Raw genomic sequence first — 24,640 nt, 5'->3', positions numbered from 1 at the left:
TCACAGATCATGCGCGGATCGCGTGCGCAAATGCGCTCCGGCAGGAATCCGCTGTTGCAGCAGGGCATGCGTTTTCCCGGACCTGTGCCTCAGGCGACGATCATCGCGCCGATGACGAAACGCCAGATCCCGAACCCCGCCATCGCCAGCAATGTCGCGAACGTCAGCAGCGCGCCCGTCGCGCGACCGAACGAATATCCGGCCGAACCGCCCAGCCCGATCGCATGCAGCACACGCGCGACCAGCAGCGCGATGCCGAAGATCCACAGTAGCGCCGTGTTGATCGCCGCCAGTTCCAGCAGGGCAAGCAGCAACAGGCCCAGCGGCACGTATTCGACGAAGTTGGCATGCACCCGCACCTTGCGCGACAGGGATTCGTCACCACCGGTGCCGATGCCGATCTTGTGCACGTTGCGGTGGAGGACAACGCGGATCGTCAGCACGAGGTACAGCAGCACGTGCAGCGATGCGATGAGAAGCGAGATGCGAGGCGTCATGGTGTGGTCTCGTGGACGTGCTGCAGGGAACGCGCGGCGAGTGCCGCGGTCGGATGTGTCGCGCTGAAACGGCCGGCCTCGTCGCGCACGACCTGCACCAGCGCGACCTCGGGATCGTGGGTCAGAAACAGGCGCACGCCGCGCGCGGCCATGTCGGCGAGAAAGGCCTGCTTTTCGTCGATGATCAGCTCCGGAAATCGGTCGTAACCCATCGTGATCGGCACGTGCACCCACGGGAGGCCGGGCACGAGATCGGCGCAGAACACCACGCCGCCGTGATGGGCGCCATCCTGCACGTCGGGGCCGAGGATTTCGGCCAGCATCATGCCGGGCGTGTGGCCGTCGCTGTAATGGAAGCGCACCGCATCGCCGAGCGACGGTGCATGCGCGCCCTCGATGAACTCCAGCCGGCCTGTCGCTTCCAGCAGTTCGCACAGGCCTGGAATGAAGCTCGCGCGGTCGCGGGCATGCGGCCGCTTCGCACGCAACCAGTGCGGCGTGGACAGCACGAAGGTCGCGTTCGGAAACAGCAGCGCCGGCGCAGCGCCGTCCGACCACGGCGCCAGCAGACCGCCGGCGTGGTCGAAATGCAGATGGCTCAGCACGACGACGTCGATGTCGGTGTGGTCGAAGCCCGCGTCGCGCAGCGAATCGAGCAGCACGTGCCGGTCTTCCTGCACGCCGAAACGTGCGCGCAGCTTCGGCTCGAAGAAGGCGCCGATGCCGGTCTCGAACAGCACCGTCTTGCCGTTGAGCGGCGTCGCCAGCAGGCCGCGCGTCGCCAGCGGAATGCGGTTGAGGTCGTCGGGCGTGGTCCACTGCGTCCACATCGCGCGCGGCGCGTTGCCGAACATCGAGCCGCCATCGAGCTTCTGCGTGTTGCCCTGGATCGACCACAGTTTCATGACGCCCTCCCGCGTCAGACCGGTGGTCGATTGTAAGCGCGGCCGATCAGCGCGCGACCGCTTCCACCGTCGCCGAGCCCACCGGATTGCGCGGATCGCTGCCGCCGGCCAGCGTGCCGTCCGCGCGGTTCCACTCGATGGTCTGCAGATTGCCCCAGACGTGGCTGGACCCGCGGCCACCGGCCGCGCGATCACCGGGCAGATTGACGGTATGGCCCATCGCGCGCAGCTTCGCCGCGGTGTCGGCGGAGAACGCGTCGGATTCGGCCGAGATCACGTCCGGCATCCACTGGTGGTGGTAACGCGGAAGCGCGGCGACGCTTTGCGCGTCGAGGCCCGCGTCGTAGCCGAGGATGCCCAGCAGCACCATCGTGATGATGCGGCTGCCGCCGGGCGTGCCGAGCACAGCGACGCGGTCGTCGGACACGAGGAAGGTCGGGGTCATCGAGCTCAGTGGGCGTTTGCCCGGCGCCGGCGCATTCGCGTCGAAGCCCATCACACCGAATGCGTTCGGCACGCCGGGCTGCAGCGCGAAATCGTCCATCTCGTTGTTGAGCAGCACACCGGTGCCCGGCGCGACGAGACCGCTGCCGAACAGCAGGTTGACCGTCTGCGTGACCGCCGCGCGGTTGCCGGCAGCGTCGATGATCGAGAAGTGCGTGGTCTCTTCGTCTTCCAGCGGCGTCGCCTCGCCTGACAGCAGATCACTCGGCGTCGCCTTGCCCGGATTGATCGTCGCGCGCAGGCCGGCGGCGTAGTCGCGGCTGAGCAGCGTGCGCTGCGGAATCGTCACGAAGTCCGGATCGCCCAGATAGAAGGTGCGGTCGCGGAACGCGCGGCGCATCGATTCGACGACCAGGTGCGTGCGCGTGGCATCGTCGAGCTGGGTCAGATCGTACGGCTCGAGGATCTGCAGCATCTGCGCCATCGCGATGCCACCCGACGACGGCGGCGGTGCGGTGACGACGTCCCAGTCGTGATAGCGGAAGCGAATGGGCGCGCGCTCGACGACCTTGTACGCCGCCAGATCCGCAGCGGTCCACTCGCCGCCTTCCGCGTTGACACCTGCCACGAGCTTCGCGCCGGTCTCACCGCCGTAGAACCCGTCGAAACCGCGTTCGGCCAGCAGGCGCAGCGTGCGCGCGAGATCGGGCTGGCGGAACACGTCGCCCTCTTCCGGCGCGCGGCCGTCGGCGAGAAACACCGCGCGCGTGCCGGGGTAGCGCTCCATGACCGCACGCCGCGACTGGTAGCCCCGCGCGAACCGCGCATAGACCGGGAAGCCTTCTTCGGCGATGCGGATCGCCGGCGCCAGTGACTTCGACAACGGCAGCGCGCCGTAGGTCTCGGCGATATGCACGAACGCCGCCGGCAGACCGGGAATGCCGGCCGACCACGGTCCGTTCTCGGCGCGGTCGCGGTCGAAGCTGCCGTCGGCTTTGCGGTAGCGATCCGAATGCGCGCTGGCCGGCGCGGTTTCGCGCGCGTCGACGAAGATGTCGCGGCCGCTTGATGCGTCGTGCAGCAGGAAGAACCCGCCGCCGCCGAGGCCGGACGAGATCGGCTCGACCACCGACAGCACCGCCGAGGTCGCGACCGCCGCATCGAAGGCATTACCGCCCTCGCGCATCACCTGCAGGCCCGCTTCGGTCGCGAGCGCATGCGCCGAGGCGACCGCGTTGCCGGGCGGCGTCGCCGTGCTCTGCGCAGTGCGCGCGGCAGGTGCGTCGAGCGCGCGAACGTCGCGCGCGCAGGACGGCGCGACCGCGAGCAGCAGCATCGACAGCAGCAACGCCGGCATGCCAGCGAACGCGAAGCGGGACCGGTTCATGACGCCTCCTGCTGCAGGCGCGCCAGCTTGGCGAGCAACTGCACCTGGGTTTCGGGAATGTCGGGATCGGGATCGATGCATTCGACCGGGCAGACGACCACGCACTGCGGCTCGTCGAAGTGGCCCACGCATTCGGTGCAACGCGCCGGATCGATGACGTAGATCGTCTCGCCCTGGGCGATCGCCTGGTTCGGGCAGGCCGGCTCGCAGACGTCGCAGTTGACGCAGAGCTCGTTGATCTTCAGTGACATCCGCGCATTGTAGGGGCTGGGCCGCACCCCCGGCGTTCCATCGATGGAACTGCGTCCACCGCGCGCCTGCGCCGGAAACGACAACGCCACCGGGCGAGCGCGCGGTGGCGTTGTGGCAGACGGCCGGCCGGACGCGCCGGCCGCCGTCGCGGCAGTGGATCAGGCCGCGTTGTCGATGAACACGTACTCCGAACCGGTCGGCTCGACCACGGCCTTGACCCGCTCGCTGTCCGCCGCGCTGCCGATGAACAGCACGCGCACACCATTCATCGTGCCGGTGCCGACCTTGGCAAAGGAGGCCACGACCAGATCCGCGGTACGCGTCGAATCCAGGCCCGCGAAGATCAGCAGGTTGCCGCGGGTGATACCGCGGGACACATCCTGCTCGGCCTTCTCCAGCAGACGCTCATAGGCGCCGTCGACCGGCGTCGACATCGTCGGGTCGCCATCGGCAGTGGTGGTGTCCGCGGGCGGCGCATCGGCTGCAGGCGCGGGCGCCGGCGGCACCAGATAGACGTAGGGCGAATTGTTGACGCCTTCCATGTGGCGGCCGGCCACGTCGTTGAGATAGGCGTTCCACGCCGTCTTGTCCTCGGTGGTGGGCACCGCGACCGGCGCGACCTCGACCTGCTGCGGCTCTTCTTCCTTGCTACAGGCGATGACCGGCAGGACGAGGCAGGCGATCAGCAGTGCGCGGGTGATGGACTTCATGGCATTCCCTCTTTGTGTTCTCGGGTGTTTGATGGGCAACGTCAGCGTTGCGAGTGTTTGCGCAATGCGCGATCGACTGCGGCGGGCACGAAGCCCGACACGTCACCGCCGAGGCGCGAGATTTCGCGCACCAGCGTGGAGGAGATGAAGCCATACTGCTCGGCCGGCGTGAGGAACAGCGTTTCGACATCCGGAATCAGATGCCGGTTCATGCTGGCGAGCTGGAACTCGTACTCGAAATCCGACACCGCGCGCAGGCCACGCAGCAACACGCCGGCGCCGACCTCGTGCACGAAGTGCGCAAGCAGCGAATCGAAGCCGATGACTTCGACATTGGTGTGATGGGCGGTCGCCTGGCGTGCCAGTTCGACGCGCTCTTCGAGCGTCATGGCCGGGCGCTTGGCCGGACTTTCGGCAATGCCGACGATCAGTTTTTCGAACAGCGGCGCGGCACGATCGACGAGGTCGACGTGGCCGTTGGTGATCGGATCGAAGGTCCCGGGATAGACCGCGATTCGGTTGCGGCTCGCACTCATGGCTTGCGTTCGCTGTCGAAGGAATCGGATGGAACGTGGCGCGGACCGCAAGTGTAGCAGCGGCGCGGGTGGCGATCAGCCGGCGCGCCGGTACAGCGCGCAGTGCGCTTCGCGGGTCTGCAGCTCGCGGTGCAATTGCCAGCCCGCCCCGGGCGACGCCGGCCGCTCGGCCATCGATTCGACGTAGAGCCAGGCATCTGCTGCAAGTGCCGGAGCCAGGGCCGCGAACGCCTGCGCCCACAGGTCGGCGGCGAACGGCGGGTCGACGAAGGCGACGTCGATGCTGCCGGCAGGCAAGCCGGCCGCCATCGACACCGCATCGCCGCGCTGGACTGAGACCACGTCGCCGCCGGACAGGCGCGCCGCGGTTGCGGTCAGGGCTGCAGCGAGTCCGAGATCGCGTTCGACCAGCACAGCGCTGGCCGCGCCACGCGAGACGGCCTCGAGCCCGAGCGCACCGGTGCCGGCGAACAAATCGAGCACGCGCGCACCGGGCAGCACCGGCAGCAGCCAGTTGAACAGGGTTTCGCGAACCCGGTCAGAGGTCGGCCGCAGGCCGGCCACATCGGGGACATCGAGACGCGTGCCTCGCCAGCGACCGCCGACAATGCGCACCCGGCCCGGGCCGGTGTTGCGGTTGACGTTCGATGACGGCCTGCCTGAGCCGCCGTGACGAGGGGTATTCATGCGCGTGCGCCCGCACGGGGCCGCTGAAAGTCGGGTGATACCATGCGCGCCATTCTCCCCCATCCAGGCTACGAAGGCCGCATGGTCAGCTGGTTCAAGCGCGACAAACCCTCCGACAAGCCCGAGGCCGACAGCGGCCGACGCCGCCTCAGCGCCGAAGAGATCGCTGCTGCATTCGCGCCGCCCGCTGCGCCCGCACCTGCGCCTGCATCGCCGCCCGCTCCGCCCGTGGCACCTCCGCCATCGGCGACGCCGACGGTCACGACACACGATGCCGGCACCGTCGAGCCTGGCGCGGCGCCACTGCACGCGCCCGAGGGCAGCAGCCCGTCCACTGATGTCGCGCCGGCAGCAATCGAGATCGCGCCGGGCGCCGTCCCGGTCGTTTCCGAGGCGTCTGCAACGCCGGCCCCGCCGCCTGCGTTCGTGGATCCGGCGGCGGCACTCGCCGACTACGTGTTCGCCAGCACCATGCCCGCCGCCGCACCGGGCAAGTCGGGCTGGCGCGAGCGCCTGGGTGGCAGCACGTTCGCGAAAAGCTTCGGCGGCCTGTTCTCGCGCAATCCCAAGCTCGACGAGGATCTGCTCGACGAGATCGAGACCGCGCTGCTGACTGCCGACGTCGGCGTCGCGGCGAGTACCGAGCTGGTCGAGTCCCTGCGCAAGCGCATGAAGGCGCGCGCATTCGTCGATGCCAATGATCTGCTCAAGGCGCTGCGTGGTGACCTCATCGCGATGCTCGAGCCGGTGGCCAGGCCGCTGGTCATCGACACGAATGCCAAGCCCTTCGTGATCCTGACCGTCGGCGTCAACGGCGTCGGCAAGACCACGACGATCGGCAAGCTCGCCAAGCGCTACAAGGACGAAGGCCACCATCTGATGCTGGCCGCGGGCGATACCTTCCGCGCCGCCGCGGTCGCCCAGCTCAAGGCCTGGGGCGAGCGCAACGGCGTGCCCGTCGTCGCCCAGGGGCAGGACGCCGATCCGGCCGCGGTTGCGTTCGATGCGCTGCAGGCGGCGAAGTCGCGCGGCACCGGCATCCTGATCGCCGACACCGCCGGGCGCCTGCACACGCAACAGGGCCTGATGGCCGAGCTCGGCAAGATCCGCCGGGTGCTCGGCAAGATCGATCCGACCGCGCCGCACGAAGTGCTGATGGTCATCGATGGCACCACCGGCCAGAACGCGCTGTCGCAACTGCGCCAGTTCAACGCCGCGGCGCAGGTCACCGGTCTCGTCGTGACCAAACTCGACGGCACCGCCAAGGGTGGCGTGGTGTTCGCGCTGGCCCGCGAATTCGGCATTCCGATCCGCTTCGCCGGTATCGGCGAGCGGCCAGAGGACCTGCGCGTGTTCGACGCCGAGGCCTTCGTCGACGCGATGCTGCCGGAGACGCTGGGGGCGTGAACGACGCCGCTCCGGCGCCGGAGCCCTCGGCGCCGCGGCGTTTGCGCTGGCTGCGCCTGCTGCTGATCGCGCTGGTGCTGGCGATCGTCGCCGCGCTGCTGGTGCAGGTGTTGCTGCCGCCCGAACGCGCCCTGCGCCTGGTGCTGGCGCGCCTCGAACCCACGCTGGGCCTGCGCATCACGTTCGAAGGCGATGTCGAGTACCGCCTGCGCGGCACGCCGCAGCTGGTGGTGCGCGAGGTCGGCATCACCGCGCCCGGATCGGCCCCGTCCGATGTACCGATGCTGCAGGCCGAACGCATGTTGCTGTCGCTGCCGTGGAAAACGATCCGCAGCCGCGGCGCCGATCTTGAGATCACCCGCGTCGAACTCGACGCACCGCGCCTGCACCTGCCGTCGCTGCTGCGCTGGCTCGATGCGCGTCCACCGGGCGACGGCAAGGTGCCGGCGATCACCGACGGCGTGCGCATCGTGCGCGGGCGTCTCGACGGCGATGGCTGGTATGTCGACGGGCTGGCCGTGGACCTCCCCGCCTTGCAGGCCGACCGTGCGCTCGACGCGCATATCGCAGGCACCGCGCATCTCGACGCGCTGCAGGCACCGTTCCGGCTGCACCTGCACGCGGACCGCGCGGTCGATGCACGCGAGCTGCAAGCACGCGGCACGCTCGCGCTGGTGCATGCAGCCGGCCGCCTCGACACCACGCTGCAGGCCGACGCCACGCGCATCGACGCAGACATGCCCGGCTTCGCGTTGTCGCCGCTGCGCATCGCACTCGATGCGCGCTGGCAGGGCACCGACGCGGCCGAGCCGCTGCCGTTCGTGCTCGGTCTGTACGGTGCGCTGCATGTCGGCGGTGACGGCAACGCGCTGGGGTTCGCGCCGATGGGTCTCGCGCTTCGCGGCGGAGGCGTGGTGCCGGATCTGATCGCCGGTGGCCGGGTCGCGCTGGGCGAGCGACTTTCGCTCGCACTCGACGGCCGCATCGCGCGTTGGCCCGAGGCATGGCCTGCGCTGCCGGCGCCGCTGTCGGATTCGACCCAGCCGCTGCCGTTCGCGCTGCGCTATGAAGGCCCCGTGGATGCATCGGCGCCGATCGCACTGCGGCTCGAACACGAACATGCAAGCTTCGATGGCGAGGCGCGAATCGCCGCGATGCTGCGCTGGGTCGATGCACTTTCGACCGGTTCGCCGCTGCCGCCATTGCGCGGACGCCTGACGGCCGATCGCGTCGAAGTATCAGGCGCGATGCTGCAAGGCCTGGAGATCACATTCGACGACGGCAGCGGGGACGCGCCGCCATGATCGCCCGCACCGATTACGCGACGCGCCTGCTGGCCTGGTTCGACGTGCACGGTCGGCACGATCTGCCGTGGCAGCATCCGCGCACGCCGTATCGCGTGTGGCTGTCGGAAATCATGCTGCAGCAGACTCAGGTGCGGGTCGTGATTCCCTACTTCGAGCGTTTCGTCGACGCGCTGCCCGACGTGCGCGCACTGGCCGATGCGCCGCAGGACACCGTACTCGCGCTGTGGTCGGGGCTCGGCTACTACGCCCGCGCGCGCAATCTGCACGCGGCCGCGCAGCGCTGCGTCGAACTGCACGAAAGCGATCTGCCGCGCGACCTCGACGCCCTGCTCGCCCTGCCCGGCATCGGCCGCAGCACGGCAGGCGCGATCCTGTCGCAGGCCTGGGGCGATCCGTTTCCGATCCTCGACGGCAACGTCAAGCGCGTGCTCGCCCGGCGTCACGCCGTCGAAGGCTGGCCTGCGCAACCGAAGGTCGAAAAACAGTTGTGGTCGATCGCCGGAATGCTGCTGCCGGACACGCAGCTGGCCGACTACACCCAGGCGCAGATGGATTTCGGCGCGACGCTGTGTACGCGCCACAACCCCGTGTGTCTGCTGTGCCCGGTCAACGAGGACTGCGCCGCGTTCGCGCAGGGGCGCGTCGACGAACTGCCGACGCCGCGGCCGACCAAGGCGCTGCCCGAGCGCGAAGCCAGCGTGCTGCTGCTGGAAGACGGCAAAGGCCGCGTGCTGCTCGAGAAGCGCCCGCCGACCGGCATCTGGGCATCGTTGTGGTCGCTGCCGCAGGCCGAAGACGACACGCGCGCAGTCGATTGGCTGCGCGCGCACGCATCGGGCCTCGTCGACGCCGTCGATCTCGATACGCCGCAACGCCTGCCGCCGGTGCAGCACGGCTTCACCCACTTCAAGCTGCGCCTGCAGCCGCTGCACTGGCACAGCCTCCCGGCCCGTCACAGGGTGGGCGACAATGACCGACTGCGCTGGGTGGCACGCGACGAACTCGCGACGCTCGGCATTCCCGCCCCGATCCGCACGCTGCTGCTCGCGCCGCGCATCGCCGCCCTGGAGGATTGACCATGAGCCGACGCGTCTTCTGCGTTCACGACCAGACCGAAACCGAGGGTCTGGATTTCATTCCCTGGCCCGGTGAACTCGGCAAGCAGGTCTTCGCCGAAATCGGCAAGCCGGCCTGGGCGCGCTGGCTGGCGCACCAGACGATGCTGATCAACGAGAACCGGCTGTCGCCGCTGGATCCCAAGCACCGCGCTTTCCTCGAAGGCGAGATGCGCAAGTACCTCTTCGAACGCCAGACCGGTAGTGTGGCGGGTTACGTGCCCGCGTCCGACGCCTGATCCATCGCAGGCGCGTCCGCGGGATTGCGCTTCTCGGCCGCGCGGATCGCTCTGATGTCCAACGGACGGATCTGCTGGATGTGGCACGGGATACTGACCGATGCGCGGCTGCGCACCAGCACCTTGTCGAAACGCGCATTGACCCGGCTCATGTTGCTGGTCAGACCGATCGCAGACGTCGATGTCAGATCCTGGCACCGTCCGGACAGGTCCAGCAGCCAGGCCTCGCTCGGGCGCGTCCACACCGCGAGTGCCGAATCACCGAGCGGCGTCCAGCCGTTGACGGAGCCGAAATAGCGGAAGTGATTGACCGCTTCTCCGGCATGCGCATCGTAGAGCGCGTACTTCTCCGCGTCGGTGGTGCGCGGAAAGGTCCCGCAGGCGGCGAGTGCGAGGACCGCGAGCAGCGCTGCTGCGGTGCGAAGACGGCGGCGGAGGCTCGAGACCATGACGGGCTCCTGCGGATGCGCGGTTGCGGAGATGCGTCGATGATGCGCCCGGCATGGGCCGCGCACCCGGCAATCCGCCGCCGACGTTCAGCCGCGGGCCGGCTCGCCGGCACTCCGGCTGACGGTTACGCTGTCGCGCCCGCCCTGCTGGATCCACCGTGTCGAACGCGACCGCACCCGCCCTCCATCGCCAGGCCCTGATCTTCGCCGCGGGTCTGGGCGAACGCATGCGGCCGTTGACCGACACCACGCCCAAACCGCTGCTGGCGGCAGGCGGTAAACCCCTGATCGTCTGGCATCTGGAAAAACTCGCCGCGCTCGGCGTACGCGATGTCGTGGTCAACGTGTCCTGGCTCGCCGAGCGCTTCGAACCGACGCTCGGCGACGGCAGCCGCTGGGGACTCCGCTTGCACTACTCGCACGAAGGCGCGCCGCCGCTCGAAACCGGCGGCGGCATGCTGCATGCGCTGCGCCTGCTCGACGATGCGCCTTTCATCGCGGTCAATGGCGACATCTGGAGCGACTACGATTTCGCGCGTCTTCCAGCCGAGCCCGACGGTGACGCGCATCTGCTGCTCGTCGACAACCCGACGCACAACCCGGCCGGCGACTTCGCACTCGATGGCGCACGGGTGCGCAGCGATGGCGACGCGAAGCTGACGTTCTCGGGTATCGGCGTCTATCGCCCCGCCCTGCTGCATGACTGGCGCGACGTCGTCGGCAACGCACCCAGCGTCGATCTGGAACCGCCGCGATTCAAGCTGGCGCCGTTGCTTCGCGCGGCGATGAACAGAAATCGCGTGAGTGGTGCGCATCATCCGGGCCGCTGGACCGATGTGGGGACGCCGGAGCGGCTGGCGCAGCTGGACGCAACCCTGGGTTGAGGTGCGCGGGAGCGGCAGGACGGGATGGCTCCGCGCTCCCCATCCCGCGAACGGCTTCCGCAACCGACTCGCTCAGTCGAGCGCCAGCACCTGACGCACGAAGGGGACGGTCAAGCGACGCTGCGATGCGAGCGAGGCATGGTCAAGGCGATCCAGCAACGCGGTGAGCGCGGGCAGATCGCGGTCGACGCGACGCAGCAGCCAATCGATGGTGGCGGCGTCGACCTGCAGGCCGCGGCGCTCAGCGCGCAGGCGCAGCAGTTCATGGCGGCCGGCGTCTTCGAGCACGGGCAGCGGCACGCGGATGCATTGGCCGAGCCGTGAACGCAGATCGGGCAGACCGAGCGCGAGCGCTTCCGGCGCGGCCGACGCGGTGTAGAACACCGCGCGACCGGCATCGTGCAAGCGGTTGTGCAGATCGAACAGCGCGACCTCGTCGTCACGGTCACCGGCAATCACATCAACATCGTCGATCGCGACCAGATCGTGTCCATCGAGCGCCTGCGCGGCGTCACGCAGGCGGCCGGCGATGCCCCGCAGCGGCAGATACACCGCGCGACGGCCCAGCCGGTCGGCTTCCGCGCACAGCGCGATCGCGAGATGGGTCTTACCGGTACCGGCCGCGCCTTCGACGTACAGGCCTCGGCGCACGCCGGCCAACGCGAAATCGCGCAGTTGCGGCAGCAGCGCGGTGTCGTCGGCGACGAAGGTTTCGAGCCGCTGGTCCGGGGGATACCGGAGCGCCAGCGGCAGCTGGGGCGATGGGCCACTCATGAGAGGCTCAACGCTCGACGTCCGTACCCTCGGCGCCGGTCACGATGATCACCGGGCGCTGCGATGCAGCCGCGCCCGCGATCTCGATCCCCGGCTTGTCGCCTTCATACAGGCGGCTGTGCAGATAGCGCTCGTGTGCGTAGCGCAGCAGCACATTGGCCACAGCGGCGACCGGCAACGCCAGCAGCATGCCGAGAAAACCGAACAGCTGGCCGCCGGCCAGCACCGCGAAGATCACCGCGACCGGATGCAGACCGATACGGTCACCGACCAGGCGCGGCGTCAGCACGTAACTCTCGACCAGCTGGCCGACCGTGAACACCACACCGATCAGGATCAGCAACTGCCAGTCGAAGCCCTGGGCCTGCACGATGGCCGCAATCACCGCAAGCAGGATGCCGACGGTCGCGCCGAGATACGGAATGAAACTGATCAGACCGGCGACCATGCCGATCAACAGGCCCAGGCGCAGGCCGACCAGCGACATGCCCACTGCATAGATTGCACCCTGCCCCAGCATCACCAGGAACTGGCCGCGCAGGAAGCCGCCGAGCGATTCGCTGGTCTCATGCGCAAGCCGGGTGACGGTGCCGATGTGATCGCGAGGAATCAGCGCGGCGACGCGCTCGACCAGCAGATCCCAGTCGCGCATGAAATAGAAGGCCAGGATCGGCACCAGCACCAGGTTGATGACCAGTGCGAGGATCGCGAAGCCCGACCGCGATACATAGGCCAGCACGGTCGCCGCGACGCCACCGGCCTGCTGCCAGTGTCCGCGGATCAGTTCGATCATGCGGTCGGTGTCGAGCCACGACACCACTTCATAGCCGGTGCGCTGTTCGATCCACGGCAGCGCCGTGCCGAGCAGCCAGTCGCGGTATTCCGGCAGGCTGTCGATCAACGTGACGATCTGCCGCTCGATCATCGGCACCAGGATGATCAGCACCAGCGCCAGCAGCAGCGTCATCAGCAGGAACACCAGCGTGACCGCGACCGCGCGCGACCGGCCGCGACGCTCGAGGCGATCGACCAGCGGATCGCCGAGCCAGCCGAGCAGCAGCGCGAGCACGAAGGGGGTGAGGATCGGGCCGAGCAGCCAGATCACGTAGCCGACGGCGAACGCCACCAGACCCCATTGCAGGCGCTTGAGGAAACGCGCGATGTCGGCGTTCGCGGGGTCGGTCTGGATCATCGGGCGGTCCGTGCGGAACAGCGGAGAAGGGATCAGCGCAAATGGAACACGGGCGTGACGCCCTCGAGGTTGCCGTCGGCTTCCACGAGCACGTTCTCGTCGGCCATGCGACGGAAGCCGGTCAGGCCGGTCAGCAGATCGAGTTCGATCTCCAGCCCGATCGGCGTGGCGCGGACCGGACGGATGCCGCGCACCACCGACATGCGCTGCAACTGCGCGGAGAGCTTGATGTAGTCGGCGCCACTGTTGATGCCCGAGAACACGATCGCCTGGGTCGACGGTGCGCCGGTCGGGCTGGTGCGCGCATAGCGCCTGGTCAGCGCATCGGCCGCGCCGTCGGCGCCGCTGGCCAGCGTGCGCCGCGCATCGGCGCCGGTCTCGCTCCAGCGCGCGAGCACGCGGCCGCCGTCGACGAAGATCCAGTCGGCCTTCCAGCCGGCGCCGTCACGGTAGAGCTTGCCGATGAGCTGCATCGGCGGGTTGTAGCGGGCCGAAATACGCGCGACCGACGCCGTGTCGCCGCGCCAGATGGCGCCGACCGCGGCCTGTTCGGCGGCACTGCCGGTCGGCAGGCCGAGGCGGTAGCCACGTTCGATCGCGCGCTGCAGCGTCGGACGGGCCACGTTGTTCTGCGGCAGGGCGACCAGGCGCGGGCCGGAGCCGTCGTCGATCGCCAGCCACATCACCGGCTTGGGCCGCGGGTCCGGCCACACCGGCAGGCCCAGCGCACCGGCGACGGCGTCGACGTCGTCCTGGCGGAAGCGCACGACCAGCGTCGTGGTGAAGGTCGGCGAGCCGCGCGAGGACACGCCCTCGTCCTGGCGGTAGTCGTAACCCTCGACGTACTGGGCCGCGCGACGCAGTTCCTGCGCCACGCCTGGACGCTGGGCGGCATTGCGGTCGCCCGACAGCTTGCCGAGCACCTGTGCAAGTGCCCGCGAGAAACCGGCTTCACGCTCGGATTCGCTCTGGCTGCGCACCGGAATCTCGGCCGCATAGAGGCCGACGGCCGCGGCCCGGTCGCCTTCCACGCGCTGCGCGGATGCAGTGCCCGACACGACGAACGTGCCCAGCAGCGCGGCCAGCAGCCACGTCATGAGGTTGAACGAGCGCTTCGGGCGGTGCATCCGGCAAGTCCTGGATCGGGGCGTCATCGAGGCGCGATGGTGCCATAAACGATGCGGACGGTCCGTGGCGACGCGGATGCACGGGGCACGACTGCGGGCCGGCCGGCTGCTAAAATCCCCGGTCTTCCCGCCTTGCGACGGCTGCCGTGACCGCTCCCACTCCCCTGACCTACCGTGATGCAGGCGTCGACATCGACGCGGGCAACGCACTCGTCGAACGCATCAAGCCGCTGGTCAAGCGCAGCTTCCGGCCCGAGGTCATGGGCGGCCTGGGCGGCTTCGGCGCGCTGTTCGATCTCTCGGGCAAGTACCGCGAACCGGTGCTGGTCTCCGGCACCGACGGCGTCGGCACCAAGCTCAAGCTGGCCCAGCAGTTCGGCCGACACGACACGATCGGCATCGATCTGGTCGCGATGTGCGTCAACGACGTGCTGGTGCAGGGCGCCGAGCCGTTGTTCTTCCTCGACTACTTCGCCACCGGCAAGCTCGACATCGACACCACCGCGTCGGTCATCGGCGGCATCGCCCGCGGCTGCGAGCTGTCGGGTTGCGCGCTGATCGGCGGCGAGACCGCCGAGATGCCGGACATGTACGGCATCGGCGAATACGACCTGGCCGGCTTCACCGTCGGCGCGGTCGAGAAATCCGAGCTGCGCGACGGCAGTCAGGTGCAGGCCGGCGACGTGCTGGTCGGCATCGCGTCGAGTGGCCCGCACTCCAATGGCTACTCGCTGATCCGCCGCATCTTCGAACGTGCCGGCCGCCCGACCGATGTCGAAGTCGGCGGCGTGAACCTGGTCGACGCGCTGATGGCGCCGACCACGCTGTACGTCAAGCCGGTGCTGGAACTGCTGCGCGGCGACCTCGGCCCGCAACTGCACGCGATGGCCCACGTCACCGGCGGCGGCCTGACCGAGAACATCATCCGGGTGATTCCGGACGGACTCGGCCTGACGATCGATGCCAGGTCGTGGCCGCAGCCGCCGGTGTTCGAGTGGCTGCAGCGCGAAGGCGCGGTGGCCGATCACGAGATGTGGCGTACGTTCAACTGCGGCATCGGCTTCGTGCTGGTGGTGCCGGCCGACAGTGTGGATGCGTTCGGCCGCGCGCTCGATGGCCTGGACCTCGCCCACTGGACGATCGGCGAAGTGGTCGAAGCCGGCGACGGCGATCGCGTCCGCATCGGCTGATTCCGGCGCCGTGTCGGCCGGACCCGAACCCGCGTCTCCATACGCGCCGCCGGCGACCGCATCGCCGGCGCGGCGCGTGCCGGTGCCATCTGCCGTGGCGTCCGGACAGCTTCGCACGCTCGGTGTGCTGCATCACATCCTCGGCGCGCTGTCCCTCGCAGGCGCGGTCATCCTCGGCGTCATTCTGGTGTTCGGTTTTACCCAGGAAGCCGCCGAAGGCTTCGCCGATCCCGTCGGCAAAGCGACGATCGCGGTCTTCGCGGTGCTGACGCTCGGCGCGCTGATCGGCGGCGTCTTGTGCATCTGGTCCGGCCTGCATCTGCTGCGACACACCCGCCCGGGCCTGTGCAATGTCGTCGCCGCGCTGCTTTGCCTGCATGTGCCGCTGGGCACCGCGCTGGGCATTGCGACGCTGGTGATCCTGCAGCGCCCCGAGACGCACGCCCTGTTCGACACCGCGGGCGCACACCGATGACCTTGCGACTGGCCGTCCTGGCTTCGGGCCGCGGCAGCAATCTGCAGGCGATCCTCGATGCGATCGCGGCTGGCACCCTCGATGCCGAAGTGATCGGCGCCTGGTCGGACCGCAAGGACGCGCAGGCGCTCGTACGCGCCCGGAATGCCGGCCTGCAGGCCCACGCGATCCGTCCGCGCGACTTCGCCGACCGCGTCGCACACGATGCCGCGCTGTTCGGCGCGCTCGATGCCGAGGCGCCGGATCTGATCGTCTGCGCCGGCTACATGCGCCTGATCGGCGCCGAGGTGATGGCCGCGCGCACCGGCAGGATGATCAACATCCACCCCTCGCTGCTGCCCGACTTCAAGGGCCTGCACACGCACCAGCGCGCGCTCGATGCCGGCGTGCCGGAACACGGCGCCAGCGTGCACTACGTGACCGCCGAACTCGACGGCGGCCCGGTCATCGCGCAGGCGCGGGTGCCGGTGCTGCCTGGCGACGATGCCGCGACGCTGTCGGCACGCGTGCTGGACCGGGAGCATCCTCTGCTGCTGGAGACGCTGCGCTGGATCGCCGCCGGCCGCATCCGGCTGCATGAAGACGGTGTTCATGTCGACGGCGAACGCGTCCCCGCGCCGCTTCAGCTGGCAGCCACCGACCGCTTCGCATGATGCCCGTCCTATGCGCGCCCTCCTCTCCCTGTTCGCGACCGCCCTGCTGATCGTCGCGTGGCCCACGGCCGCGCGCGGTGCCGGGCTGGAACCGTTCGTCGCGACCTACGATGCCTGGTACCAGGGCAAGCAGGCCGGCACGGCGACGATGCGCCTGCAACCGCAGGGCGCGCGGTGGCAGGTGGATCTGGGCATCCGCGGCAACCGCGGCTTCGCCGGCATCCTGGGTCTGAATCTGGAGCAGGACACGGTGTTCGATGTCGTCGGCACCGTCTATCGCCCGCTGCGCCAGAGCACCACGCGCAAGGCCGCGGTGTTCTTCAACCGCAAGGTCGAAGGTGTCTACGACTGGTCCAACAACGTCGCGCGCTGGACCGGAGATCTGAGCAAGCGCCGCCGTGACCCGGTCACGCTGCAGCCCGGCGACATGAGCGCGCTGCTGATCAATCTGGCAGTGATACGTGACGCCGCGCCGAACGCGGCGCTGCAGTACCGGTTCGTCGATGGTGGTCGCGTGCGCCAGTACGCCTACCAGGCGGCGCCCGAACCCGAACTCGTACAGGTCGGCGAAATCAGTTATTCAGCGTTGCGCGTTTCACGAACCAACGGCGGCAACGACGAGATGATCATCTGGGTTGCGGATGGCGTGCCGACGCCGGTCCGGATCCTGCAACGCGAAAATGGCGAGGACGCGGTCGATCTGCGCCTGGTCGAATACCAAGGAGCACCATGATGAAGACACGAGCCCCCATGACCCGACTGCGCACCGCCACCGGCGCCGCATTGCTGGCCTTCGCTGCGCTCCCCGCGCTGGCGATCGAGCCGTTCACCGCGACCTACCAGGCCAACTACATGGGCATGCGCGCGCAGGCGAACATGAATCTCGCGCAGGAAGGCGGCAATCGCTGGAAATACGGCCTGCAGGTCGCGGGAGCCGGCGCGCGGCTGGAACAGACGACGACCTTCGAAGCCAACGGCGAGCAGTGGCGCCCGGTGTCGAGCAGCGACTCGCAGCGTGGCGAATCCGGCCTTGCGGCGATGCTGATGAAGAACCGCGAACTCAATACCACCTACGACTGGAATTCGGGCGAAGCCCGCTTCGCCGGTGACGTGCGCGACGGCCAGAGCGGGCCGGTGAAGCTGCAGGCCGGTGACCTCGACGGCATGCTGATGAACCTCGTGCTGGTGCGCGACGTGCAGGCGGGCAAGTCGCCGCTGCGCTACCGCCTGGTCGAGGATGGCCGTGCCAAGCGCCAGCTGTTCGAACGCCAGGGCACCGAGCAGGTGACCGTCGGCGGTCGTTCGATGCAGGCCACCAAGGTCGTGCGTACCGACGGCCGCCGCGAGATCATCGCGTGGATCGTCGACGACATGCCCGTGCCGGCACGCCTGCTGCAGCGTCGCGACGGCAAGGACCACATCGACATGCGCCTGCAGTCGGTCAACTGATCCGCGCGCATCGCACCATGCAAAAGGCCCCGCACTGCGGGGCCTTTTTTTGGGCCGGCTTGCGCCGTGCCCTCACTGCGCGGTTTCGGTCCTGCACTCCACCCGGATCGAGTCGGACGAGCCGCGACGACGGTAATCGACGCAACTGCGGTTGCCTTCCCGGGTCCGCACTGCGGTGACGGTGAAGAACCCCTGCAGCACTTCGCTGCGGGTGAGCGCGCCGTCTTCGTTCCAGTCCATTTCCTTGAACGGCATGCCGCTGAGCGCGGCGGCATTGGTGTAGCGCATCCAGCCCAGTGCGAGCAGCAGCACCGCCATCGTCGCGAACACCGCGATGCGGCGGTTCGACAACCGGCCCTTGAACGCCATGACCTACTTCACCCGCCGGATGCGCGCGCCGAGACCGGAGAGCTTGCGTTCGATGTGCTCGTAGCCGCGATCGAGGTGGTAGATGCGGTCGATCGTCGTGTCGCCGTCGGCCACCAGACCGGCCAGGATCAGCGATGCGGACGCGCGCAGATCGGTCGCCATCACCGGCGCGCCGCTGAGGCGTTCGACGCCGTGCACGCTCGCGCGTGGACCGTCGATGTCGATCTCCGCGCCCAGGCGCATCAGCTCGCTGACGTGCATGAAACGGTTTTCGAAGATCGTCTCGTCGATGGTGCCGGTGCCCTCCGCGATGCAGTTCATCGCCATGAACTGCGCCTGCATGTCGGTCGGAAAACCGGGATGCGGCGCGGTGATGATGTCGATCGCGCGTGGGCGCCGACCCTGCATGTCCACGGTGACGCGATCGCCATCGATCTCGACCGTCGCACCAGCCTGGCGCAGGCGTTCGATCACCGCGCCCAGCGTGTCCGGACGCGCGCCGACCGCGGTCACCCGGCCACCGGTCATCGCAGCGGCGACGAGAAAGGTGCCGGTCTCGATGCGATCGGCGACGACGGCATGCGTGGCGCCGTGCAGACGCTCGACGCCGCGCACTTCGATGCGCGAGGTGCCGGCGCCGCGGATGTCGGCGCCCATCGCGATCAGGCATTCGGCGAGATCGACGATCTCCGGTTCGCGTGCGGCGTTGTCGATCAGCGTCGTGCCGTCGGCGAGCGTCGCCGCCATCAGCACGTTTTCGGTCGCGCCCACGCTGATCGTTTCGAACACCACGTGGCCACCACGCAGACGCTCGGCGTGTGCGCGGATGAAACCGTGTTCGACAGTGATCGTCGCGCCCAGGGCTTCGAGCGCCTTGATGTGCAGGTCCACCGGGCGCGCACCGATCGCGCAGCCACCGGGCAGCGACACTTCGGCGGCGCCGTACTTGGCCAGCAGCGGGCCGAGCACGAGGATCGACGCGCGCATCGTGCGCACCAGCTCGTAGGGCGCGACATGGCTGGTGACGCTGCGCGGATCGACGGTCACGCGCCCGTTCTCGACGTCGTGTTCGACGCCGGCGCCGAGACCCGACAGCAGTTTGATCGTCGTCAGCACATCGTGCAGGTGCGGCACGTTGGTGACTTCGACCGGCGCATCGGCGAGCAGGGTGGCGCACAGGATCGGCAGCACGGCGTTCTTGGCGCCGGAAATGCGCACCTCGCCCTGCAGCGTGGCGCCGCCGGTGACGATGATCTTGTCCATCAACCCTGCCCTGCGCCGGTGGCGGCCGCGTGCTCGTCAGGCGTCTTCGTGTTGAGGGCCAGCGCGTGGATTTCGCGGCCCATCAGCGCGCCGAGCGTCGCGTAGACCATGCGGTGACGCGCCAGCGGCAGCTTGCCGGCGAACGCGGGTGAGACGACCAGCGCCTCGAAATGCACGCCGTCGTCGCCCTGCACGTGTACCACGGCGTCGGGCAGACCCTGCTGGATGAGGTCGGTGATGGTCTGGGTATCCAAGAATCGGGTCCTGTGGCCGCGCTGCCGGGCCGTGAACGTCGCTGCGCCCGCTGCGTGAAGCGCGGATGAGCCGTCATCGCCGACGCCGCCTGTCGCGGGGCATTCACGCCGGAAAGCGCATAAAATGAACGGCTTAGCCTAACGGAAAAGCCCTGTGCCGGATATGGTCGACCACCCCCGTGACGTTGCCGTCGGCAGGTCCGATTTCGCTGCCAGCGGACGCCGCGTCTTCGCGGTGGAGGTCGAAGGTCTGCAGGCGGTGGCAGCGCGACTCGATGGCGAGTTCTCGGCGGCTTGCGCGCGCATCCTCGAATGCCGCGGCCGCGTGGTCTGCATGGGCATGGGCAAGTCCGGCCACGTGGCCCGCAAGATCGCCGCGACACTGGCCTCGACCGGCACTCCGGCCTTCTACGTGCATCCGGGCGAAGCCGGCCACGGCGACCTCGGCATGATCACCGACGCGGACGTCGTGCTGGCGCTGTCGTATTCGGGCGAGTCCGACGAGATCCTGATGCTGCTGCCGGTGCTCAAGCGCCAGGGCAATGCGCTGATCGCGGTGACCGGCCGGGCGAACTCGACGATGGCCGCCGCCGCCGACATCCATCTCGACATCAGTGTGCCGGCCGAAGCCTGTCCGTTGGCGCTGGCACCGACCGCCAGCACGACCGCATCCATTGCGATGGGCGACGCGCTGGCAGTCGCGCTGCTGGAAGCGCGCGGCTTCACCGCCGACGACTTCGCCCGCTCGCACCCGGCCGGCGCGCTCGGCCGACGCCTGCTGCTGCATATCCGTGATGTGATGCACGGCGGCGGCGAGATTCCCACCGTGACCGCGGAGGCCTCACTGGCCGATGCACTGCTGGAAATGAGCCGCAAGCGCCTGGGCATGACCGTGGTCGTCGACGACGCCCAGCGTCTGATCGGCCTCTACACCGATGGCGATCTGCGCCGCACGCTGACCGATCCGGCCATCGACGTGCGCGATGCGCGCATCGCCGACGTGATGACCCGCGACCCGATCGCGATCGCCGCCGATGCCCTCGCGGTCGAGGCGGCGCGTTTGATGGAAACCCGCAAGATCACCATGCTGCCGGTCGTCGATGGCGACCGCCGCGTGGTCGGCGCCCTGAACATCCAGGACCTGTTGCGCGCCCGCGTGGTCTGAGCCGGCGCCCATTCATTCAATGCCCGATACTTTCGAAACCATGCCCGACGCCCCCGCCCCCTTCGCCGATGTCTCCGACGCGATCCTCGCCCGCGCGGCCCGCGTGCGCCTCGCGTGCTTCGACGTCGACGGCACCCTGACCGACGGCAGCCTGGGCTTCGACAGCGACGGTCGCGAGATCAAGACCTTCCACGTCCACGATGGCCAGGGCCTGGTGCTGCTGCGCAAGGCCGGCATCGCGGTCGCGCTGGTGACCGCACGCAAGGGCGGCATCGTCGAGCGCCGCGCCGAAGATCTCGGCGTCGAGGCGCATGTGCACGTGGCCGACAAACGCGAGCGGGTCGAATCGCTCTGCGCTTCACTGGGGATCACGCTGGAGAATGTGGCCTTCATGGGCGACGACCTGGCCGACGTCGGTGCGATGCGCGCGGTCGGCTTCGCCGTGTCGCCTGCCGATGCGCACGCCTGCGCCGGCGACAGCGCCCACTGGCGCACGCGTGCCAACGGTGGTCGCGGCGCCGGGCGTGAACTGTGCGATCTGATCCTGCACGCGCAGGGTCGCCTGGCCGGCATCCATGCCGATGGACGGGTCTCGTGAACTGGCGTCTGACCTTGACCGTCGCGCTGCTGCTCGGCGCTCTGATCTCGGGCTGGTCGGCGTGGCGGCAGAAGGACACCATCGTTGCCGAGGATCCTGCCGACGGCCGCACCGACTATCTGCTGCGCGACTTCGACATCGTCGCGCTCGACAACGAAGGCCGCGAGGCGTTCTCGCTGCAGGCGCCCGAAATGCAGCAGACGCCCGGTGCACGCACGCTCGAACTGGTGACGCCGCTGTTCCATGTGCCCGAGAAGGAAGGCGACGGTCGCTGGGAAATCCGCTCGCAGACCGGCTGGGTGTCCGAGGACAACGAGGAAGTGCGGTTGCGCGGCGACGTCACCGCCGACAGCCCGGAGGGCAGTCCGCGCCCGACCCGCATGCGCACCGAGGCCATGAATGTCTTTCCGCAACGCAACCAGGCCACCTCCGACGCGCTGGTCGACGTCGAACAGCCCGGTTCTACAATGCAGGGCACCGGCATGCGTGCCGACCTCGATTCGGGACGGATCGAGCTCCTTTCCAAGGTGAAATTCCGCAATGAACCGAACTCCCGCCGCTAGCCTGCTGCTGATCGCTGCGTTCGCACTGCCCACCGCCGTGCTGGCGAAGGCGTCGGACCGCAACCAGCCGATCGATGTCGATGCCGGCTCCAGTGACTGCTCGGTCAGCGACGAGCGGTTGCCCTGCCTGCTCACCAGCGGCGTCACGATCACCCAGGGCACGCTCGAGATCCAGGCCACGCGTGCCGATCTGCGCCGCAGCAACGGCGAATTCCAGCGCGTGATTCTCAACGGCGGACCGGTGAAGCTGAAGCAGCAGATGGACGATGGCGGCTGGGTCGACGCGACTGCCGCCCAGGCCGACTACAGCATGACCAGCGACACCGTCGTGCTGACCGGCAACGCCGTCGTCAACCAGCCGGGGCAGGGCAAGATCGAAGGCCAGCGCATCGTCTACAACATGTCGACCGGCCGCGTGCAGGGCGGCGGCGAAGGCCAGGGTCGCGTGCGCATGCAGTTCCAGCCGCGCAACCAGACCCCCGCCCAGTCGCCGGCGCCTGCGGCGCAGGGCGGCCGCTGATGCTCGTCGCCGAAGGTCTGCGCAAGAGCTACAAGCAGCGCGAGATCGTCAAGGACTTCGGGTTGACGCTCGAATCCGGCGAGGTCGTCGGCCTGCTCGGCCCCAATGGCGCCGGCAAGACCACCTGCTTCTACATGATCGTCGGTCTGGTGCCGGCCGATGCGGGACGCATCGTGCTCGATGGCCACGACATCACCGCCGAGCCGATGTACACGCGCGCCAAGCGCGGTGTCGGCTACCTGCCGCAGGAGCCTTCGGTGTTCCGCAAGCTCAGCGTGGCCGACAACATCATGCTGGTGCTGGAACTGCGCGAGGATCTCGACAAGGCCGGCCGCCAGAAGGCGCTCGCCGACCTGATGGACGAACTCCAGATCACCCACGTCGCCGACCAAGCCGGCGCCAGTCTGTCGGGCGGCGAGCGGCGCCGGGTCGAGATCGCCCGCGCACTGGCTGCGAATCCGCGCATGATGCTGCTCGACGAGCCCTTTGCCGGCGTCGATCCGATTTCGGTCGGCGAGATCCAGCGCATCGTCACCCATCTCAAGCAACGCGGAATCGGCGTGCTGATCACCGACCACAACGTCCGTGAGACCTTGGGGATCTGTGACCGTGCGTATATCCTCAGCGACGGCGGCGTGCTCGCGCAGGGAGCTCCGGAAGCACTGCTGGCCAATCCCGACGTGCGTCGTGTCTACCTGGGGGAATCCTTCCGTCTGTAGCCGGCGCACGCATCCGGTCAGGGAGTTCCGGATCCGATGAAGCCACGTCTGCAGACATCGCTGGGGCAACACCTCGTTCTGACGCCGCAGTTGCGTCAGGCGTTGCATCTGCTCCAGTTGTCGTCGGTGGAACTGGAAACCGAGATCACCACCGCGGTCGAGAGCAATCCGCTGCTCGACTGGGAAGAACCCGAGTCGATCTCCGCGCAGCCGCTGTCCGAACGTGGCAGCGCGCAGGACCAGGGCGACAGCCGCCAGGACCACGACGACAGCCGGCGCGACGGCGACGGCGAACCCGCGGCCGCATGGGACGGCGACGATGGCTGGAACGAGCGCGGCAGCGGCGGCGGACAGGGCACCGGCGACAGCGACGGTGACGGTGATGCCGCCGACCGCATGATCCAGTCCGAGAGTCTGCAGGACCACCTGTCCTGGCAGCTGCATCTGAGCACGATGTCCGCGCGCGACCGCAATATCGGCGTCGCCCTGATCGACGCAATCGACGACGACGGCTATCTGCGGGAATCGCTGGACGACATCGTCGCGGCGCTGCTGCCCGAGACGCGCGCCACCACTGCCGAGGTCGCCGCGGTGCTGTGCCGGGTGCAGCGTTTCGATCCGGTCGGCGTGGGCGCACGCGATCTCCGCGAATGCCTGCGTCTGCAGCTCGAACCGCTGCATGTCGACACGCCCGGACGCGCAGTTGCGCTGCTGGCCGCGCGCGACCATATCGAACGCCTGCCAAAACTCGGTGCACCGGGTCTCGCCGACGCGCTGGGCTGCACCGCCGGGGAAGCCGCGACCGCGCTGCAGCTGCTGCGCAGCCTCGACCCGCGCCCCGGGGCGCAGATCGGCAACGTGCCCCACGACAACTACGTCACCCCCGATTGCGTGATCGCGCGCCAGAACGGCGTGTGGCGGGTCACGCTCGCCGGTTCGCATTTCCCACGTGTGACCATCCATCGCGGATACGAGCAGATGATCCAGCACGCGGGCGCCAGTGATGCCGGGTATCTCAAAGGCCGCCTGCAGGAAGCGCGCTGGCTGCTCAAGAACATCGAAGCACGTGGCGAGACCCTGCTCAAGGTCGTGCGCTGCCTGGTCCGGCAGCAGTCGGGCTTTCTCGAGTTCGGCAAGCGTGCACTGCGCCCACTGACCCTGCGCGAAGTGGCGGAGGAAATCGGCATGCACGAATCCACCGTGTCGCGGGCGGTCGCGCGCAAGTGGGTGCACACGCCACGCGGCACGCTGTCGCTGAAGGACTTCTTCGATTCCGGCGTCGGCACCGAAGGCGGCGGCGAGGCCTCGAGCACCGCGATCCAGCAGATGATCCGCAGCCTGGTCGACGCAGAGGATCCGCGCAAGCCGTTGTCGGACGCCCGTCTGGCCGAACTGCTCAAAGCCGCAGGCGTGCCTGTGGCGCGCCGCACGGTGGCGAAATACCGCGAAGCGCTGCACATCGTCTCGTCGCACGAGCGTGTTCGCATCGCCTGAACTTCCGGTTCCCTAC

General features: G+C 68.8%; 30 protein-coding genes. 16 read left to right on the top strand and 14 right to left on the bottom strand.

Going from position 1 to position 24,640, the window contains the following annotated elements; genetic code table 11:
• Positions 1–89 precede the first annotated feature (89 nt).
• The 7 genes from AC3IRM_RS04730 to rsmD all read right to left on the bottom strand — a co-directional run bounded on the left by AC3IRM_RS04730 (position 90) and on the right by rsmD (position 5,418).
• Positions 90–497 carry an MAPEG family protein gene (locus AC3IRM_RS04730; RefSeq protein ID WP_489205095.1) on the bottom strand — a complete coding sequence of 136 codons (408 nt, stop codon included), beginning with the start codon at positions 495–497 and terminating at the stop codon, positions 90–92.
• On the bottom strand, positions 494–1,402 hold the full coding sequence (locus tag AC3IRM_RS04725; protein ID WP_489205094.1) for an MBL fold metallo-hydrolase: 909 nt from the start codon (positions 1,400–1,402) through the stop codon (positions 494–496). The genes AC3IRM_RS04730 and AC3IRM_RS04725 overlap by 4 nt, the downstream gene beginning before the upstream one ends.
• 46 nt (positions 1,403–1,448) lie before the next feature.
• Positions 1,449–3,233, bottom strand: a complete 1,785-nt coding sequence (gene ggt, locus AC3IRM_RS04720) for a gamma-glutamyltransferase (protein WP_489205093.1) — start codon at positions 3,231–3,233, stop codon at positions 1,449–1,451.
• Positions 3,230–3,484, bottom strand: a complete 255-nt coding sequence (locus AC3IRM_RS04715; protein WP_232115790.1) for a YfhL family 4Fe-4S dicluster ferredoxin — start codon at positions 3,482–3,484, stop codon at positions 3,230–3,232. The genes ggt and AC3IRM_RS04715 overlap by 4 nt, the downstream gene beginning before the upstream one ends.
• A gap of 159 nt (positions 3,485–3,643) precedes the next feature.
• Positions 3,644–4,195, bottom strand: coding sequence for a hypothetical protein (locus AC3IRM_RS04710; RefSeq protein WP_489205092.1), 552 nt, complete (start codon positions 4,193–4,195; stop codon positions 3,644–3,646).
• A gap of 41 nt (positions 4,196–4,236) precedes the next feature.
• Positions 4,237–4,731, bottom strand: a complete 495-nt coding sequence (gene coaD / locus AC3IRM_RS04705; protein WP_489205091.1) for a pantetheine-phosphate adenylyltransferase — start codon at positions 4,729–4,731, stop codon at positions 4,237–4,239.
• A gap of 75 nt (positions 4,732–4,806) precedes the next feature.
• Positions 4,807–5,418, bottom strand: a complete 612-nt coding sequence (gene rsmD / locus AC3IRM_RS04700; protein WP_489205090.1) for a 16S rRNA (guanine(966)-N(2))-methyltransferase RsmD — start codon at positions 5,416–5,418, stop codon at positions 4,807–4,809.
• A gap of 81 nt (positions 5,419–5,499) precedes the next feature.
• Between rsmD and ftsY the strand changes: the two genes are divergently transcribed.
• Genes ftsY through AC3IRM_RS04680 form a run of 4 tightly spaced genes read left to right on the top strand, consistent with a single transcriptional unit; the run spans position 5,500 to position 9,486 of the window.
• On the top strand, positions 5,500–6,825 hold the full coding sequence (ftsY, locus tag AC3IRM_RS04695; RefSeq protein WP_489205838.1) for a signal recognition particle-docking protein FtsY: 1,326 nt from the start codon (positions 5,500–5,502) through the stop codon (positions 6,823–6,825).
• Positions 6,822–8,129, top strand: a complete 1,308-nt coding sequence (locus AC3IRM_RS04690) for an AsmA family protein (RefSeq protein WP_489205089.1) — start codon at positions 6,822–6,824, stop codon at positions 8,127–8,129. Before ftsY ends, AC3IRM_RS04690 begins: the two co-directional genes overlap by 4 nt.
• Complete coding sequence (gene mutY, locus AC3IRM_RS04685) at positions 8,126–9,208, top strand: A/G-specific adenine glycosylase (protein WP_489205088.1); 1,083 nt, start codon at positions 8,126–8,128, stop codon at positions 9,206–9,208. The genes AC3IRM_RS04690 and mutY overlap by 4 nt, the downstream gene beginning before the upstream one ends.
• A 2-nt stretch (positions 9,209–9,210) precedes the next feature.
• On the top strand, positions 9,211–9,486 hold the full coding sequence (locus AC3IRM_RS04680) for an oxidative damage protection protein (RefSeq protein WP_310151089.1): 276 nt from the start codon (positions 9,211–9,213) through the stop codon (positions 9,484–9,486).
• Here AC3IRM_RS04680 and AC3IRM_RS04675 read toward each other — a convergent pair.
• The gene (locus AC3IRM_RS04675; RefSeq protein WP_489205087.1) at positions 9,462–9,935 is read right to left on the bottom strand and encodes a DUF6491 family protein; all 474 of its coding nucleotides are present in this window, start codon (positions 9,933–9,935) and stop codon (positions 9,462–9,464) included. The genes AC3IRM_RS04680 and AC3IRM_RS04675 overlap by 25 nt on opposite strands.
• Positions 9,936–10,162: 227 nt before the next feature.
• Here AC3IRM_RS04675 and murU point away from each other — a divergent pair, with 227 nt between their 5' ends.
• Positions 10,163–10,819, top strand: a complete 657-nt coding sequence (gene murU, locus AC3IRM_RS04670) for an N-acetylmuramate alpha-1-phosphate uridylyltransferase MurU (RefSeq protein WP_489205837.1) — start codon at positions 10,163–10,165, stop codon at positions 10,817–10,819.
• A 72-nt stretch (positions 10,820–10,891) separates the two neighbouring features.
• Here the strand turns inward: murU and hda are convergent, their stop codons facing one another.
• The 3 genes from hda to AC3IRM_RS04655 are packed head-to-tail and all read right to left on the bottom strand — an operon-like array spanning position 10,892 to position 13,912.
• Complete coding sequence (gene hda / locus AC3IRM_RS04665; RefSeq protein WP_489205086.1) at positions 10,892–11,593, bottom strand: DnaA regulatory inactivator Hda; 702 nt, start codon at positions 11,591–11,593, stop codon at positions 10,892–10,894.
• 7 nt (positions 11,594–11,600) lie between these two features.
• Entirely contained in the window at positions 11,601–12,785 is a 1,185-nt protein-coding gene (locus AC3IRM_RS04660) for an AI-2E family transporter (protein ID WP_489205085.1), read from the bottom strand.
• 32 nt (positions 12,786–12,817) lie between these two features.
• The gene (locus tag AC3IRM_RS04655) at positions 12,818–13,912 is read right to left on the bottom strand and encodes a DUF2066 domain-containing protein (protein WP_489205084.1); all 1,095 of its coding nucleotides are present in this window, start codon (positions 13,910–13,912) and stop codon (positions 12,818–12,820) included.
• Between the two features lie 146 nt (positions 13,913–14,058).
• On the opposite strand from AC3IRM_RS04655, the gene purM reads away from it, so the two are divergent.
• Genes purM through AC3IRM_RS04630 form a run of 5 tightly spaced genes read left to right on the top strand, consistent with a single transcriptional unit; the run spans position 14,059 to position 17,679 of the window.
• Entirely contained in the window at positions 14,059–15,102 is a 1,044-nt protein-coding gene (gene purM, locus AC3IRM_RS04650; protein ID WP_489205083.1) for a phosphoribosylformylglycinamidine cyclo-ligase, read from the top strand.
• A gap of 10 nt (positions 15,103–15,112) precedes the next feature.
• Positions 15,113–15,577 (top strand): hypothetical protein, encoded by a 465-nt coding sequence (locus AC3IRM_RS04645; RefSeq protein ID WP_489205082.1) that lies wholly within the window; start codon positions 15,113–15,115, stop codon positions 15,575–15,577.
• Positions 15,574–16,230: a phosphoribosylglycinamide formyltransferase gene (gene purN / locus AC3IRM_RS04640; protein WP_489205081.1), complete on the top strand. Its 657-nt coding sequence runs from the start codon at positions 15,574–15,576 to the stop codon at positions 16,228–16,230. The genes AC3IRM_RS04645 and purN overlap by 4 nt, the downstream gene beginning before the upstream one ends.
• Positions 16,154–16,963, top strand: a complete 810-nt coding sequence (locus AC3IRM_RS04635) for a DUF3108 domain-containing protein (RefSeq protein WP_489205080.1) — start codon at positions 16,154–16,156, stop codon at positions 16,961–16,963. Before purN ends, AC3IRM_RS04635 begins: the two co-directional genes overlap by 77 nt.
• Positions 16,964–16,980: 17 nt before the next feature.
• Entirely contained in the window at positions 16,981–17,679 is a 699-nt protein-coding gene (locus AC3IRM_RS04630; protein ID WP_489205079.1) for a DUF3108 domain-containing protein, read from the top strand.
• A 72-nt stretch (positions 17,680–17,751) separates the two neighbouring features.
• Here the strand turns inward: AC3IRM_RS04630 and AC3IRM_RS04625 are convergent, their stop codons facing one another.
• The 3 genes from AC3IRM_RS04625 to AC3IRM_RS04615 are packed head-to-tail and all read right to left on the bottom strand — an operon-like array spanning position 17,752 to position 19,565.
• Positions 17,752–18,048 carry a hypothetical protein gene (locus tag AC3IRM_RS04625; protein ID WP_489205078.1) on the bottom strand — a complete coding sequence of 99 codons (297 nt, stop codon included), beginning with the start codon at positions 18,046–18,048 and terminating at the stop codon, positions 17,752–17,754.
• Between the two features lie 3 nt (positions 18,049–18,051).
• Positions 18,052–19,311, bottom strand: a complete 1,260-nt coding sequence (gene murA / locus AC3IRM_RS04620; protein ID WP_489205077.1) for a UDP-N-acetylglucosamine 1-carboxyvinyltransferase — start codon at positions 19,309–19,311, stop codon at positions 18,052–18,054.
• Positions 19,311–19,565, bottom strand: a complete 255-nt coding sequence (locus AC3IRM_RS04615) for a BolA family protein (RefSeq protein WP_310151052.1) — start codon at positions 19,563–19,565, stop codon at positions 19,311–19,313. Before AC3IRM_RS04615 ends, murA begins: the two co-directional genes overlap by 1 nt.
• Positions 19,566–19,728: 163 nt before the next feature.
• On the opposite strand from AC3IRM_RS04615, the gene AC3IRM_RS04610 reads away from it, so the two are divergent.
• From AC3IRM_RS04610 to AC3IRM_RS04585, 6 genes are read left to right on the top strand one after another with little or no spacing between them, the layout of a single operon-like run.
• Positions 19,729–20,730 (top strand): KpsF/GutQ family sugar-phosphate isomerase, encoded by a 1,002-nt coding sequence (locus tag AC3IRM_RS04610; protein WP_489205076.1) that lies wholly within the window; start codon positions 19,729–19,731, stop codon positions 20,728–20,730.
• A 40-nt stretch (positions 20,731–20,770) separates the two neighbouring features.
• The gene (locus AC3IRM_RS04605) at positions 20,771–21,328 is read left to right on the top strand and encodes a KdsC family phosphatase (RefSeq protein WP_489205075.1); all 558 of its coding nucleotides are present in this window, start codon (positions 20,771–20,773) and stop codon (positions 21,326–21,328) included.
• Positions 21,325–21,891 carry an LPS export ABC transporter periplasmic protein LptC gene (gene lptC, locus AC3IRM_RS04600; protein WP_489205074.1) on the top strand — a complete coding sequence of 189 codons (567 nt, stop codon included), beginning with the start codon at positions 21,325–21,327 and terminating at the stop codon, positions 21,889–21,891. Before AC3IRM_RS04605 ends, lptC begins: the two co-directional genes overlap by 4 nt.
• Positions 21,869–22,411 carry a lipopolysaccharide transport periplasmic protein LptA gene (gene lptA, locus AC3IRM_RS04595; RefSeq protein ID WP_489205073.1) on the top strand — a complete coding sequence of 181 codons (543 nt, stop codon included), beginning with the start codon at positions 21,869–21,871 and terminating at the stop codon, positions 22,409–22,411. Before lptC ends, lptA begins: the two co-directional genes overlap by 23 nt.
• Positions 22,411–23,130, top strand: coding sequence for an LPS export ABC transporter ATP-binding protein (gene lptB / locus AC3IRM_RS04590; RefSeq protein ID WP_489205072.1), 720 nt, complete (start codon positions 22,411–22,413; stop codon positions 23,128–23,130). The genes lptA and lptB overlap by 1 nt, the downstream gene beginning before the upstream one ends.
• A 36-nt stretch (positions 23,131–23,166) precedes the next feature.
• Positions 23,167–24,624 carry an RNA polymerase factor sigma-54 gene (locus AC3IRM_RS04585; protein WP_489205071.1) on the top strand — a complete coding sequence of 486 codons (1,458 nt, stop codon included), beginning with the start codon at positions 23,167–23,169 and terminating at the stop codon, positions 24,622–24,624.
• Positions 24,625–24,640 lie beyond the last annotated feature (16 nt).

The organism is Luteimonas sp. KH_071 (genome assembly GCF_057838005.1).
Note: the sequence above shows the minus strand (reverse complement) of the source record. Positions and strands in the feature narration are given on the sequence as shown.